The organism is Streptococcus cristatus, from assembly GCF_003943515.1.
GTDB lineage: Bacteria > Bacillota > Bacilli > Lactobacillales > Streptococcaceae > Streptococcus > Streptococcus cristatus_D.
The window spans coordinates 101,104-116,247 of the sequence record NZ_RJPT01000001.1; the positions used below are offsets into that span (position 1 = coordinate 101,104).

11 protein-coding genes are annotated in these 15,144 nt (G+C 42.6%); 5 read left to right on the plus strand and 6 right to left on the minus strand.

All coding sequences use genetic code 11. The features are described from left to right. Window positions 1-97: 97 nt before the first annotated feature. The 3 genes from D8791_RS00510 to D8791_RS00520 all read left to right on the plus strand — a co-directional run bounded on the left by D8791_RS00510 (window position 98) and on the right by D8791_RS00520 (window position 3,153). Window positions 98-310 carry a hypothetical protein gene (locus D8791_RS00510; RefSeq protein ID WP_125445904.1) on the plus strand — a complete coding sequence of 71 codons (213 nt, stop codon included), beginning with the start codon at window positions 98-100 and terminating at the stop codon, window positions 308-310. A 166-nt stretch (window positions 311-476) separates the two neighbouring features. Then, a complete protein-coding gene (gene aspS, locus D8791_RS00515; RefSeq protein WP_125445905.1) occupies window positions 477-2,231 on the plus strand; it encodes an aspartate--tRNA ligase in 1,755 nt (584 codons plus the stop codon). Further along, complete coding sequence (locus D8791_RS00520) at window positions 2,218-3,153, plus strand: YitT family protein (protein WP_125370803.1); 936 nt, start codon at window positions 2,218-2,220, stop codon at window positions 3,151-3,153. Before aspS ends, D8791_RS00520 begins: the two co-directional genes overlap by 14 nt. A 130-nt stretch (window positions 3,154-3,283) precedes the next feature. Here the strand turns inward: D8791_RS00520 and pulA are convergent, their stop codons facing one another. The 6 genes from pulA to D8791_RS00550 form a co-directional block, all read right to left on the minus strand. Continuing rightward, the gene (gene pulA, locus D8791_RS00525; protein WP_125445906.1) at window positions 3,284-5,359 is read right to left on the minus strand and encodes a type I pullulanase; all 2,076 of its coding nucleotides are present in this window, start codon (window positions 5,357-5,359) and stop codon (window positions 3,284-3,286) included. A gap of 15 nt (window positions 5,360-5,374) precedes the next feature. Then, the gene (locus D8791_RS00530; protein ID WP_125445907.1) at window positions 5,375-6,358 is read right to left on the minus strand and encodes a LacI family DNA-binding transcriptional regulator; all 984 of its coding nucleotides are present in this window, start codon (window positions 6,356-6,358) and stop codon (window positions 5,375-5,377) included. Window positions 6,359-6,367: 9 nt separating this feature from the next. After that, window positions 6,368-7,180, minus strand: coding sequence for a DUF1189 family protein (locus tag D8791_RS00535; RefSeq protein ID WP_125445908.1), 813 nt, complete (start codon window positions 7,178-7,180; stop codon window positions 6,368-6,370). A gap of 104 nt (window positions 7,181-7,284) precedes the next feature. Beyond that, window positions 7,285-8,127: a sugar ABC transporter permease gene (locus tag D8791_RS00540; RefSeq protein ID WP_005592080.1), complete on the minus strand. Its 843-nt coding sequence runs from the start codon at window positions 8,125-8,127 to the stop codon at window positions 7,285-7,287. A gap of 1 nt (window position 8,128) precedes the next feature. Then, window positions 8,129-9,418, minus strand: a complete 1,290-nt coding sequence (locus D8791_RS00545; RefSeq protein ID WP_125445909.1) for a carbohydrate ABC transporter permease — start codon at window positions 9,416-9,418, stop codon at window positions 8,129-8,131. 145 nt (window positions 9,419-9,563) lie between these two features. Further along, window positions 9,564-10,823, minus strand: a complete 1,260-nt coding sequence (locus tag D8791_RS00550) for an extracellular solute-binding protein (protein WP_005591470.1) — start codon at window positions 10,821-10,823, stop codon at window positions 9,564-9,566. A gap of 319 nt (window positions 10,824-11,142) precedes the next feature. Here D8791_RS00550 and malQ point away from each other — a divergent pair, with 319 nt between their 5' ends. Together malQ and glgP are read left to right on the plus strand one after the other, a co-directional pair. Next, complete coding sequence (malQ, locus tag D8791_RS00555; protein ID WP_260470224.1) at window positions 11,143-12,660, plus strand: 4-alpha-glucanotransferase; 1,518 nt, start codon at window positions 11,143-11,145, stop codon at window positions 12,658-12,660. A gap of 38 nt (window positions 12,661-12,698) precedes the next feature. After that, window positions 12,699-14,960, plus strand: a complete 2,262-nt coding sequence (gene glgP, locus D8791_RS00560; protein WP_125445910.1) for a glycogen/starch/alpha-glucan family phosphorylase — start codon at window positions 12,699-12,701, stop codon at window positions 14,958-14,960. Window positions 14,961-15,144 lie beyond the last annotated feature (184 nt).

Sequence of the window (15,144 nt, forward strand, 5' to 3'; positions counted from 1 at the left end):
CTTGGTGAAAGATAGGGGACTACGATCGAAGAAATTGTTGATATAAGTATCGTTTGTATCTCGTCTATGCTATAATAGTCTATAGAAAGTCGAGGGAATGATGAAGAAAATATTATTAGTGGTTGTGGTTCAGGGAGTGGCCTTATTTGTGATAACGGGTCTGCTCTGTTATTTTATCCGAGGGGATTTTTTCTTCCGTGCTTTGGCGCCGATTTTTGGTCTGGCAGCTGGGGCCTTTCGCTTCTTGACAGCCATGGTGACAAAAACGTTGGCTCCCAGTCTTTATGAGGATGGGAAGAAAAAGGAATAATCTATATAAATTAGCAGGTCTGGGGATATTGCCTCCAGGCTTTTTTATAAAAGTGGGCAATGTAAATGAAGGTTTTTAATTTTTTTCAGAAAAAGGACAGGTAGGGGGGCTTTCCTAGGCTCTTTGTGGTAAAATAGTAACAGAATTAAAATTTTGGAGAGTAAAGATGAAACGTTCAATGTATGCGGGACGTGTTCGTAGTGAGCATGTCGGTCAGGAAATTACTTTGAAAGGTTGGGTTGCCCGCCGTCGCGATTTGGGAGGCTTGATTTTTATTGATTTGCGTGACCGCGAAGGTATTATGCAGCTAGTTATTAACCCTGAGAGTGTTTCAGATGAGGTCATGAAGACAGCTGAGAGCCTGCGCAGCGAGTTTGTCATTGAGGTGACTGGTAAGGTAGCCGCGCGTGAGCAGGCCAATGATAAGCTGGCCACAGGAAGTGTAGAGCTTCACGTGGACAGTCTGACAGTACTGAATACTGCTAAAACCACTCCTTTTGAGATTAAGGATGGGATCGAAGCCAATGATGATACGCGCTTGCGTTACCGTTATCTGGATCTGCGTCGCCCAGAAATGCTAGAAAATCTCAAGTTACGTGCCAAAGTGACCCATTCCATCCGCAATTATTTGGATGAGCTGGAGTTTATCGATGTGGAGACACCATTTTTGACCAAGTCAACGCCTGAAGGGGCGCGTGATTATTTGGTGCCGAGCCGGGTCAACCAAGGTCATTTTTATGCCCTGCCTCAAAGCCCACAGATTACCAAGCAGCTTTTGATGAATGCTGGCTTTGACCGTTATTACCAGATTGTCAAGTGTTTCCGAGACGAGGACTTGCGTGGAGACCGTCAACCAGAGTTTACACAGGTGGACTTGGAAACTTCTTTCCTATCTGAGAAAGAAATCCAAGACATCACAGAAGGTTTGATTGCCCGTGTCATGAAGGAAACCAAGGGTATTGAAGTGACCTTGCCTTTCCCACGGATGAAATATGACGATGCTATGGCTCTCTATGGTAGCGACAAGCCAGATACTCGCTTTGACATGTTATTGCAGGACTTGACAGAGCTTGTCAAGGGTGTTGACTTTAAGGTCTTTTCTGAGGCACCAGCTGTCAAGGCGATTGTAGTGAAAAATGCTGCTGACAAATACTCGCGTAAAGACATTGATAAGCTGACAGAGCAAGCTAAGCAGCACGGAGCTAAGGGACTTGCTTGGATCAAATTTGCTGGTGGAGAGCTGACTGGTCCTGTTGCCAAGTTCTTGACAGACCTGTCAAGTGAGTTGACAACTGCTTTACAATTAGAAGAAAACGACTTGGTTCTCTTTGTAGCAGATACATTGGATGTTGCCAACGCAGCTTTGGGGGCTCTTCGTGTTCGCCTAGGTAAGGAATTAGGTTTGATTGACCCTGCTAAGTTTAACTACTTGTGGGTGGTAGATTGGCCAATGTTTGAGTGGTCTGAAGAAGAAGGCCGCTATATGAGTGCTCACCATCCATTCACTCTGCCTCAAAAGGATTCTGAGCAGGAGCTGGAAGGAGACTTGAGCAAGGTTCGTGCAGTTGCCTATGATATCGTACTCAATGGCTATGAACTAGGTGGTGGTAGCCTACGGATCAACCAAAAAGATCTGCAGGAACGGATGTTTAAGGCTTTAGGCTTCTCAGCTGAAGAAGCGCAAGACCAGTTCGGCTTCCTTCTAGAAGCCATGGATTATGGTTTCCCACCACATGGAGGTCTGGCTTTGGGTCTGGATCGCTTCGTCATGCTTTTGGCTGGTGAAGAAAATATCCGTGAAGTCATTGCTTTTCCTAAGAATAACAAGGCTTCTGACCCAATGACGCAAGCACCAAGCTTGGTTGCTCCTGCACAATTAGAGGAATTAAGTTTACAAGTAGAATCACATGAAAAAGACTAGTTTGCGGAAACTTTTTCGCTATTATCTTCATCGCTTTGCCTATCATGTCAAGTTGCTAGAAGTTCTGAAAAGTATTTCGCGTGAAAAATATGATGAGAAATTTTCGGCCTCTCTGGTATATGGATTTCTCTCAGCAGTAGCGGTCAATTTCTTCTTTCAGCCGGGCCATGTCTACTCAAGTGGTGCAACGGGCTTGGCGCAGATTGTCTCGGCTTTGAGTGGTCGTTTTATCGGCTTTACCATTCCAGTTTCCATTACTTTTTATGCGATCAATATTCCACTGATGATTTTGGCTTGGTACCAAATCGGGCATAAGTTTACTGTTTTTACTTTTATCACTGTTTCGATGAGCTCGCTTTTTATCCATTTTGTGCCAGAAGTGACATTGACGACCAATCCTATTATCAATGCCTTGTTTGGGGGAGTTGTCATGGGGACAGGGATCGGCTTTGCCCTCAAGTCAAGCATTTCAAGTGGAGGGACAGATATTGTTAGCTTGACCATTCGCAAGAAAACAGGCCGTAATGTAGGCAGTATCTCCCTGATTGTAAATGGTATTATTATGCTGATTGCTGGTCTGACCTTCGGTTGGGAATACGCTCTCTACTCGATGATTACCATCTTTGTATCGAGCCGTGTAACGGACGCTGTCTTTACCAAGCAAAAGCGGATGCAGGCCATGATTATCACCAGTCATCCTGAAGAGGTGATTAACAAGATTCACCACAAACTCCACCGCGGTGCAACCATTATCAATGGAGCGGAGGGAACTTACAATCACGAGCAAAAGGCGGTGCTGATTACAGTCATTACGCGTGCTGAATTTGGTGAATTTAAGTACATCATGAAGCAGACAGATCCGACAGCCTTTGTCTCCGTATCTGACAATGTACATATTTTAGGAAGATTTGTAGAAGAGTAGTCTCGATTATCGACATTGCTAGTGAATCTTACTCAAACTCAGTGCATACATTTATACATAAAAAAAAGAACAAGTTCAGCTGGATGTTTTCCCATCCAAAATGAACCTGTTCTTTTTTTTAGTTATTGCTTTATTTCAAAACCAAGACTTGCTTAGCAGGAACCGTATAAGAGTCTGCTAGCGGGGCGATTGGTTTTTTAGCGTTAATGTGCGGATACTGAAGGTGAATACTTTGCTTCATTTTATTTTCATAAGTTACTGCTTCAGTACCAAAGTTAATCAAAATGGTCAGCGCTTGTTTGTCTTTTTGAATCTTATATTCAAGGAGGCTAGGGCTGAGCCATTTGACCTGACAAGCTTTTTGAATAGCAGAGCTAGTTGTCAGAGTCAAAAGCGGGTGAGCCTTTCTAAAGGCAATGAGTTGCTTTAAAAATTCAATGTCTTCAGTGTAGTGAAGTGAGCGCAGCCAGTCTAGCTTGTTGACATCATCAGGCAGGTTATAGGTGTTGTCAATCAGATTCTTGGTCCGATAAAATTCCTGCCCGCTGTGGAGGAAAGGAACTCCTTGCGCTAAGAGAACGATATGCAGTGCTAGACGAGAGTTAGCTAGGCGTTGACGGAGGCTGATATTTGGATTTTGAATATCAAAATAATCAAACACCGTTGCGTTGTCATGGCATTCTACATAGTTGATCGCCTGATGAGGCGCTAGGAAATGTTGCTCTCCTGTCAAGCCGACATTGGCTGTCAGGACATTTTCTAGCCAGCTGGTCGCATGCTCTTTGTCCAGTCTGCTACCTTGGACGATGGTTTGCTTGATCGTATCACGGAAATGATCGCTGAAGAATCCATATTCAGGTAGTTGTTCAGCGTTGAACTGATGAGCTAGAAGGTCACTATCAAGACCAGTAGGCATCTGCCAACCTTCTCCGTAAAGGTAGATGTTGGGATGAATGGCTTTTAGTTCCTGAGCGATTTGCTTCATGGTGGTTATATCGAGAATGCCCATCAGGTCAAAGCGAAAACCATCAAAGCCGTAGAGGCTAACCCATTGCTGGACGGATTGTTGGATATAATGGCGCACCATAGCTTTTTCACTAGCTACATCATTTCCGCAGAAGGTACCATTTGTCCGTAGGCCTTGCTCATCGAGACGATAGAAGTAGCCTGGGACAATCTTTTCAAAAGCATAGGCATCTGCCTCATAGACGTGATTGTAGACAACATCCATGATGACGCTCATATTAGCCTTGTGATAAGCTGCAATCGCGTCTTGTAGTTCAAAGATACGGCTATAGGGATCGTGTGGGTCGCTTGAGAAGCTGCCTTCAGGAACATTATACTGGACGGGATCATAGCCCCAATTATAAACGAGCTCGGGGTGTTTTTCGTCAACGCTACCAAAGTCATAGACTGGCATAAGCTGAACGTGTGTAATGCCTAAATCCTGCAAGTATTTTAGACCAAAGGTCTGGCCGTGTACGGTTGGAGATTCGGACAGAGAAGCAAATTTACCAGGTTGTGAAAAACCAGCTTCCTTTTGCATGGAGAAATCACGCACGCTCATTTCATAGATAACGGCTTCTGTTGGTTTTACTTGGCTGGCAGCCCGATGAATAGGTTTGCTAATCTTTTTGCGATCAATGACATAACTATGACCAGAGTTGGCATCTGAAGAGAGGGCGTAGGGGTCATGTACTTCTACCCATTTTCCGTTCACCTTATGGATATAGTAGTAGGCCTTGCCTTCTAAGTCTCCAAGGACCTGCGTATGCCAGACGCCCCTATCTTGCCTTTGGAGGGAGATGACCTGATCTTCCAGATGCAGCAAGACTTTTTCCGAAATAGGCGCCCAAAGTTTGAAATCTGTTGCCTGAGGGCTATAGCTAGCTCCCAAATCTCTTTCTTGGTAGCTAAATAATTCATCAAAAATTGGCTTTTGGACAATGTGACGATACTGGAGAATGGTGTGGTTGCGATCCTGATCATAGACTGTGTAGGATTCAGTCAAATCAATCGGGTCATTGACTGAAAGGGTGTAGACAATCTGATGTTCTTGATTCTCAATTTTTTTGATGGTCAAAGGACTAGAGCTATGTTTGTCCTCTAGAGTGAAATGGATAGAATAAGCATTAAAGGACTTTTCCAATTCGATAGTGATGCTATTTTCATCATCTAAGTAGGCTTGGAAAATACGATAAACCATGAAATTTCTCCTTAACTAACGAGTAAGAATACTGTGTGGGATGACTTGGCGATAGCAAGTATGCTTGTCATCCTTATTATCTTTAATGATTTGGAGCAAGGTACGGAAAGATTCCCTCCCCAACTCGAGGGTGTTGATATTAATATAGGCATCTACGTCGATGCGTGGCTTGATAGAGTCAAAAGTGATAATCGGGAAGCGGTAGTCAATGTCTTTGAGATAGTGGAGAGCCCCTTCGGCAACCATACTATCCGATGTCACAAAGGCTTCAATTTCCTGAATAGGCATCTTTTCCATAATCTTATAACTGCTATCTTCCAAGAGGAAACCGAAAGAAAATTTGACGATGTTTTCATCGAGAGGGATGCCTGCCTCTTCCAAGGCTTGTTTGTAGCCGGTAAAGCGGTCTTGGGATACGACAAGCTCTTTATTCCCAGCCAGAAAGGCGATTTTTTTATAACCTTGATCTAGGAAATATTTGGTTGCATCGTAGCCAGCCTTGATATTATCATTATCGACCAAAGAAACAAATGGTGACACTGCTTTCCCTAAAATCAAGAAAGGAAACTGGTTTTTAATCGCAAAGTCAACCAGCGGATCGTTTGGCTTAGAATAGAGAAAAATCAAACCATCGACGCGTTTTCCGAAAATCATTTGTTTAATATTTTCTAAACGACGCTCTTCGTCCTGTCCGGTGCTAATCTGAATGGCATAGTCATGTTCAGATGCGATGCGCGAAATCCCCCGCAAGACAGTTGGGAAGAATGGGTTTTGGTAAAAAAGATCCGAATCATCGGGTAGAACTAGACCGATGACTTGGGTTGATTGGCTGACCAGACTTCTGGCGTTGAGATTTGGATGATAGTCCAGCTCTTTCATGGCAGCACGAACCCGTTTTTTAGTTTCATCGCTGATAGTTGACTTGTTTTGTACGACGCGTGTCACAGTTGAGGGAGACACACCCGCTAGTTTCGCTACTTCTTTAATCGTAACGCGCATAATAACCTCCTAATTTCTGAAATCCTCATCACGAAAATGTGTTTTGTAGAAAATAATCACCAAATAAAGAACAAACAAGATATTTTGAACGGTGATAATCGTAGGCAGGCTTTGCCCAAATAAGCCGCAGATAAGGCCGATAATCGTTGGTAATCCTAGGCAGTTGAGGATAAAATGATAGCATTCTTTAAAGGTTTTAAAAGAAAATAACCGTGATTTCTTGGTCAGATAGAGCAGGAAGGAAGCACCGAGTGCTAGAAAGGCAAAGTTGATGCTAAAGAGGAAGCCTGCGGAGAGGACTAGAAAGAGGCTGATCACCAAGCGGTTTTGTTGGAACCAGTCTTTAGAAATAGCTTTGGTAAGGGCTTCTTTACTTTTCAGAGCCTTCTGGTCAATGGCTTGGTAGCGGATATTGGCCAGTTCTTTTCCTTCTTTAGTGATTTTGAGATTTTCTTTGTTGAAGTAAAGCGTCAACTCCTTGCCTAATTTGAGCTCCTCATGATGGCCGATAATGACAGTCCCAGCGGCATTGTGATGAATGCCTTCAGGATTTTCAGTGGTCAGTATATGGTCTTTTATCTGGGCATGATGGTCAAAGTCAATCATCACGTCTTCATCCAGAGTGTCAAATGCCTTATCAACAAAAGTATCCAGAGCATAGCTCGTCAAAGATGCTGTTTGAACGGCCACGGGAATCAAAGACAGAGAAATCAAAAAGATGCTGGTAAAGATGAGCTGGAACCAGCTAAGCATCCGACGATTGGCGAAAGTTTTTCTAAAACCAATCAAGCTCGAAAAATAATTAAAAGGATAAGGTAACATAGCTGCCTCTTTCTAAAATTATAATCAGGTGGTGGCCAATAAAGAACTTATTGGCTGCCATATAACTATAATTGTCTTTAAATCAAAAACAGGGTGGGACAAGATTATCCCTTGTCTCCACCACTTGTTAAACCAGATACAAAATTCTTTTGCAGGAAGAAGAAGAGAATACAGATTGGAAGGGCAGTGAGAATCGCACCGGCAGCAAAGAAGGCAATTTTTTGATTCTTGACATCGCTGACGAAGGTACGAAGACCAACTGCAACCGTATAAAATTCTTTTTCACGAAGAAGGAAGCTGGAGAGGATATAGTCTCCGAAAGGTCCCATGAAGGCCCAGAGAGCTTGCACAGCAATCATTGGACGAACGAGGGGCAGGACAATCTGCCAGAAACGTCTGAAATGACCAGCACCGTCTAATTTAGCTGACTCATCTAGAGACATAGGAACGGTATCGAAGTATCCTTTCATCAACCAAGCATTCATTGGAATACCACCACCCACATAAAGGAAGATGAGGAACCAGCTTTGGTTGAGGGCATTGAGCATCAGCGCCATAACGAAGAAGGCGGTCAGAGCTGCAATAGTTGGCACCATTTGGATAATCAAGAAGAAAACCAAACTTTGCTTTCTTGCGATGAAATTGTAACGGCTGTATGCATAACCTGCAAGTACCACTATACTGGTTTGGACAATCATTGTCAAGACGGCAATGATAATGGTGTTAAAGTACCAAGTACCATATAGAGTCTCTGAGAAGAGACGAGAGAAGTTTTCCAGACTGAAGTTGATGTCTGTGTCTAGCTTGAAGGCCACGACATTCCCCGTCTTGAAAGCAGACATGATCGTGATCAAGAGTGGGTAGAGAATGATAATAGAAAGCACTACAAGGTAGAGATAGGTCAAACTGTGGTTGATAAAACGTTTAAATTTAACAGAACTATTCATCTTATACATCCTCCATATCAAATGCGTGTAGTTTCTTGAAGGCAATCATAGAGATAGAGATGACGATGATGGAGATGATGAGGGTAACGGCCGCCGCCATTGAATATTGCGGTGCTGTACCTGTGGTCAAACGATAAATCCAAGAGATCAGGATATCAGTTGAGCCGGCTCCTCCACCGACACTACCAGGACCACCTGCATTGAAGAGGTAGATGATTGAGAAGTTATTAAAGTTAAAGGTGTATTGACTGATCAAAGTTGGTGCCGCAACTGCCAAGATCATTGGGAAAGTGATGCTGCGGAATTTCTGCCAAGCATTGGCTCCGTCGATGTAGGCAGCTTCGTAAAGGTCATTTGGAATAGACTGCAAGATACCTAAGGTCAGGACATAGATATAAGGGAATCCAAGCCAACCTTGCATCATAATCAGAGCAATCTTAGTCCAAGTCGGATCAGTCTTCCACGGAATCAGCTGTCCATCTAGGAAGGGAAGAACCTTGCTGAGAAGCGGGATGACTTGAGTGTTGATGGCACCGATACTATCGTTGAACATATTTGAGAAAGTCAGGATAGTGATAAAGGCTGGAACTGCCCAAGGAAGCAGGAAGATAACACCGAAGATGCGTTTTCCTTTGATGAATGGTTGGTTGGCAATAATAGCAGTGAAAATACCGATTACGATTTGCAAAGTAGAGGCTGCTAGTGCCCAGATGATAGTCCAAGTCAAGACAGAACCAAAGGCCGCACGGAAGGTACTCAATTGCCAAATATTGGCAAAGTTGGTAAAGCCAACCCAATCCAAGAGTTTATTTGGTGGCAAGTGTTTGAAATCATAGTTGGTAAAGGCGATCAAGAGCGTTACCAATACGGGGAAAATGATAGCAAAGGTCATTGCCAGATAAGAAGGGATGATGAGTAAGTAAGGGAAGCCATTTTCATAGATTCCATCAAACATTTCCTTCAAGGTAGTGTGAACAGGATAATCATTGTTCCACTGTTTAGCAACCGTCCGAGCATCCTTCAAGTTAAATCCATAGAAAATCAGGAAAAAAGCTACAAGGATGAGGTGGAAGGCACCACGGATCAGCATGAAGAGTGAGTTGTCCCCACGGACTTCACCAAGAGTGATGAGATTTTCAATTTCTGGTAGGGCAATAGCTGCGAAATAAGCTAAAAATGCAACTGTAACCCCAAGAAAGATGTATCCTTTGGCTTTTTGATCATTATAGATTTGCCCCAACCCTGGAATGAGGGAGCGCAACATGGCTTGTTTGGGATCTTTTTTTGTCATTGTAGTCTCCTTAGATACGAGAAAGATTGAGGAATTGCAGTAAGTACAAGTCCTAATCTGAGTTTTTCTTATTAGAAGATAGAATAAATCCTCATTCTATCAAACAAGGGGTAGGGAAAATTCCCACCCCTTTATTTAAACTTGCTTATTTGTTGCCGAATTTTTGATCGATAGTTTCTTTGATCAATTTAACAGCATCTTCAGCTGAAGTTTTAGCATCTTTCTTGCCGCTTACAGCATCGAAGAGCATGTTCTTAGCTGGATCCCAAACAGTACTCATTTCAGAGATGTTTGGCATTGGTTCTGCAGATTTGAACTGTTTAACAACCGCATCTGTCAATTCATCTTTCTTGCTTACAGCGTATTCACGTGCTTCTGTGTTAGCAGGAACTTCGTTTGTTGCATCGTAAAGAGCTTTTTGTTGTGCAGTTGATGCAAGGAAGTTAACGAATTTTTGTGCGCCGTCAACGTTCTTAGAACCAGCAGGGATGACCCAAGCTTTACCACCACCAAAGGCTTTGTATTCTTTGCCGTTTGGAAGTGTTGGGATAGTTGCTACACCGTAGTTTACTTTAGCTTCTTTAAGAGATGCAGCTTTCCAAGGACCGTCGATGATTGCTGCAGTTTTTCCACCTTGGAATTGAGTTTGGATCAAGTTAGGAGCACCTTCTGTATCTTGCATACCTTTAGGCCATTTTGCATACCAAGTTTTAGCGTACTCAATTCCTTTGATAGCACCTTCGTTAGCCAAACCTACATCTTTAGGATCTGTACCGTCTTTACCGAAGACATAAGCGCCGTTTCCAGAAAGGAGACCGTAAGCATAGTAGAAGTTTGTCCAGTCAGCAAGGAAAGCAGTTGTTTTACCGTCTTCTCCTTCAAAAGCGTACTTGCTATCTTTAGCCAATTCTTCAAGTTCAGCAAATGTTGTAGGAGCTTTTTGGATCAGGTCTTTGTTATAGTACATTACTAAGGTCTCGATAACAGCAGGAGCACCGTAAGTAGTACCGTCGATTGATACCAAAGATTTAGTAGTATCGTCAGCTTTTGCATCTTTACCTAACTCAACTTCTGAAAGTTGTCCGTCAGCACCTAGGCTTCCTACGCGGTCGTATGGTGCCATCATGACATCTGGAGATTTACCAGATTGGTTGTCAAGTGAAAGGTTATCAAGACCTGTAAGAGCATCACCAGTTTTGATAGTGACCTTTGTTCCGGTTTCTTTTTCGTAAGCTTTGGCAGCTTCTTCCATGTAGCTCTTGTAGCCTGGGTCTACATAAGCAGTCAATTCGTTGCTTGCAGCAGTTTCTTTTTTAGAAGATTTGCTACCGCAGGCTGTCAAAATAAAACCTGCTAAAGCAACAGTACCGAGAACAGCAACGCTCTTCAACATTTTGTTTTTCATGATTATTCCTCCTAAAGAATAAAAAATATAATACCATCTAAGAACACGCTTGCATAGCGCAAACGTTTTCTTGAACTTAAAATAATTTTAGCACAAAAGGTAAACGCTTGCAAGCGTTTTTAAGAAAATTTTAAAAAATTTTTAAGGAAAGAGTGTTAATTTAGATGATATATAAGGAAAGAAAATGGAAATCTATGGTATAATAAATAAAAAAAGTTTTTTAAAAAGCTTGCACTTGAAAAAAAAATAGGTTATAATTCAAGCAACGCAAACGTTTTCGCTAAATAAAGTAGGAAACAAGCATGAAAAAATTTTTGAGGTGTTACATATGAAAGCGAGACAAAGTGGTGTATTGATGCACATTTCCTCTTTGCCAGGCAAGTACGGGATTGGTTCTTTTGGTCAGTCTGCTTATGATTTTGTGGATTTCTTAGTTAGAACGAAGCAACGTTATTGGCAAATCTTGCCTTTGGGAACGACTAGTTACGGGGACTCTCCTTACCAGTCTTTCTCAGCCTTTGCAGGGAATACTCACTTTATTGATTTGGATTTCTTGATTGACGAAGGCCTGTTGGCAGAAGAAGATCTAAAAGGTGTTGATTTTGGTGATGATCCAAAAGCTGTGGATTATGCAAAAGTATTTGAAGCACGTCGTCCTCTTTTGGAAAAAGCGGTTGCTCGTTTCCTTAAAGTTGGCGATCTTGACAAATTCCGTCACTTTGTTGCGGAAAATGCAGCTTGGTTGGAGCTTTTTGCGGAATACATGGCTGTTAAAGAGCATTTTGATCTGAAAGCTTGGACAGAATGGCCAGATGAAGCAATTCGTCGTCGCCAACCAGAAAGCTTGGCTAGCTATCGTGAGAAATTGGCAGACAAGCTGGAGTACCATCGTGTAACTCAATATCTCTTCTTTAAACAATGGCTAGAACTCAAGAAATATGCCAATGACCATCACATCGAAATCGTTGGAGACATGCCAATCTATGTAGCTGCTGACAGTGCAGATGTCTGGGCTCAGCCTCACTTCTTCAAGACAGATAAGCAAGGTCGCCCAGTCAAGGTTGCTGGCTGCCCACCAGATGAATTTTCAGAGACTGGCCAATTGTGGGGTAACCCAATTTATAATTGGGATGCCATGGATCAAGATGGCTATGCTTGGTGGATTGAGCGCCTGCGCGAAAGCTTTAAGATTTACGACATTGTTCGGATCGACCACTTCCGTGGCTTTGAGTCTTATTGGGAAGTGCCAGCTGAGTCTGACACAGCAGCTACTGGTCACTGGGTCAAAGGTCCAGGTTATAAGTTGTTTGCCGCAGTGAAAGAAGCTTTAGGTGATTTGAACATCATTGCAGAGGACCTTGGCTTCATGACGGATGAAGTCATTGAATTGCGTGAACGAACTGGCTTCCCAGGTATGAAGATTCTGCAATTCGCTTTCAATCCAGATGATGAAAGCATCGATAGTCCACACTTGGCGCCACATAATTCTGTGATGTACACTGGTACTCACGACAATAATACTGTGTTGGGCTGGTATAAGGATGAGATCGATGATCCAACCCGTGAATACATGGCTCAGTACACTAACCGCAAAGAATACGAAACGGTGCCACATGCAATGCTTCGTACAATCTTTGCTTCCGTTAGCTACATGGCTATCGCAACGATGCAAGATTTGCTAGAGCTAGATGGCTCTGCCCGCATGAACCTGCCTTCTACAATTGGTGGTAACTGGGCATGGCGGATGACGGCTGAAGAGCTTAACCCGATTGTAGAAGGTCAGCTTTATCATTTGACTAAGGTCTATCGTCGTCTGAATACGGACTTACTTTCATAAGACAATAAATTTCAATACTTTCTAAACTAGGAGAAATCATGTCAAACTTACAAACATATATCCAAAATACTTATCAAAAGCAAATTGCTGATTGTAGCAATGAAGAGCTTTACTTGGCTCTCTTGAACTACACAAAATTGGCTAGTGCTCAAAAACCAGTCAATACTGGTAAAAAGAAGCTCTACTACATCTCAGCTGAGTTTCTTATCGGAAAACTCTTGTCAAACAACTTGATTAACTTGGGTCTTTATGACGATGTGAAAAAAGAACTTGCCACTGCCGGTAAAGACTTGATCGAAGTTGAAGAAGTAGAATTGGAACCATCTCTTGGTAATGGTGGTTTGGGCCGTTTGGCAGCCTGCTTCTTGGACTCTATCGCAACCTTGGGTCTTAATGGTGACGGTGTTGGACTAAACTACCACTTTGGTCTTTTCCAACAAGTCCTTAAAAACAATGAACAAACAACTATTCCAAATTTCTGGTTGACTGAGCAAAACTGGTTGGTTCGCTCAAGCCGTAGCTACCAAGTGCCATTTGCACACTTCACCTTGACATCAACTCTTTACGATATTGATGTTCCTGGTTACAAGACAGCTACTAAAAACCGTTTGCGTTTGTTTGACTTGGATTCAGTTGATTCTTCCATCATCAAAGAGGGAATCGAATTTGACAAGACAGATATCGCTCACAACTTGACTCTTTTCCTTTATCCAGATGATAGCGACAAGCAAGGTGAATTGCTCCGTATTTTCCAACAATACTTCATGGTTTCAAACGGTGCACAATTGATCATCGACGAAGCGATCGAAAAAGGAAGCAACTTGCATGACCTTGCAGACTATGCAGTTGTACAAATCAACGACACTCACCCATCACTGGTTATTCCTGAATTGATCCGTCTCTTGACTGCGCGTGGTATCGAGCTTGATGAAGCGATCTCAATCGTTCGTAGCATGACTGCCTACACAAACCACACTATCCTTGCTGAAGCCCTTGAAAAATGGCCTCTTGAATTCTTGCAAGAAGTGGTTCCTCACTTGGTACCAATCATCAAAGAATTGGATCGTCGTGTCAAAGCAGAATACAAAGATCCAGCTGTTCAAATCATTGACGAGAGCGGCCGTGTTCACATGGCACACATGGATATCCACTATGGATACAGCGTTAACGGGGTTGCAGCACTCCACACTGAAATCTTGAAGAACTCTGAGTTGAAAGCTTTCTACGATATTTATCCAGAGAAATTCAACAACAAGACAAACGGTATTACATTCCGTCGTTGGCTTATGCACGCTAACCCACGTTTGTCTAGCTACTTAGATGAACTTCTTGGTCGCGACTGGCACCATGATGCTGCTAAGTTGGAAGGCCTACTTGACTTTGCTGGTAAGCAAGAAGTGAAAGAAAAGTTGGAAGGCATTAAGTCTCACAATAAGCGTAAATTGGCTCGTCACTTGAAGGAAGCTCAAGGTGTGGAAATCAATCCAGATTCTATCTTTGATATCCAAATCAAGCGTCTACACGAGTACAAACGCCAACAAATGAACGCTTTGTATGTGATCCACAAATACTTGGACATCAAGGCTGGTAACATTCCTGCTCGCCCAATCACTGTCTTCTTTGGTGGTAAGGCAGCGCCTGCTTACACAATTGCCCAAGACATCATTCACTTGATCCTTTGCTTGTCAGAAATCATCGCGAATGACCCAGCAGTGGCACCACACTTGCAAGTGGTTATGGTTGAGAACTATAACGTTACAGCATCAAGCTTCTTGATTGCAGCTGGTGATATTTCTGAGCAAATTTCACTTGCTTCTAAAGAAGCTTCAGGTACTGGTAACATGAAATTCATGCTCAACGGTGCTTTGACACTTGGTACTATGGACGGTGCTAACGTGGAAATCGCTGAGTTGGTTGGCAAAGACAACATCTACATCTTTGGTGAAGATTCAGAAACAGTTATCGACCTTTACGCAAAAGCAGCCTACAAATCAAGCGAATTTTACGCTCGTCCAGCTATCAAACCGTTGGTTGACTTTATCATCAGCGATGCTGTTCTTGCAGTAGGTAAGAAAGAACGCTTGGAACGTCTTTACAATGAATTGATCAACAAAGACTGGTTCATGACGCTTCTTGATTTGGAAGACTACATCAAAGTCAAAGAGCAAATGCTTGCTGACTACGAAGACCGTGATGCATGGTTGGATAAAGTGATCGTTAACATTGCAAAAGCTGGCTTCTTCTCAGCAGATCGTACAATCCAACAATACAATGACGAAGTATGGCATTTGGATAACTAATAAATTGAATAACTTAAAAAGCCTAGACAGTCCTGTCTTGGCTTTTCTCTTGTTAGAAGACTCGAGTAAGTAACCTTGGAGGATAAGCTTTTCTGGTAGATAGAGCTTTTAAAATCGTAGCAGACCTTGTCTCTTGTCAGTCTTTTCTTTTGGGTGTATAATAAGAAAAAGTATTTCTTTACAG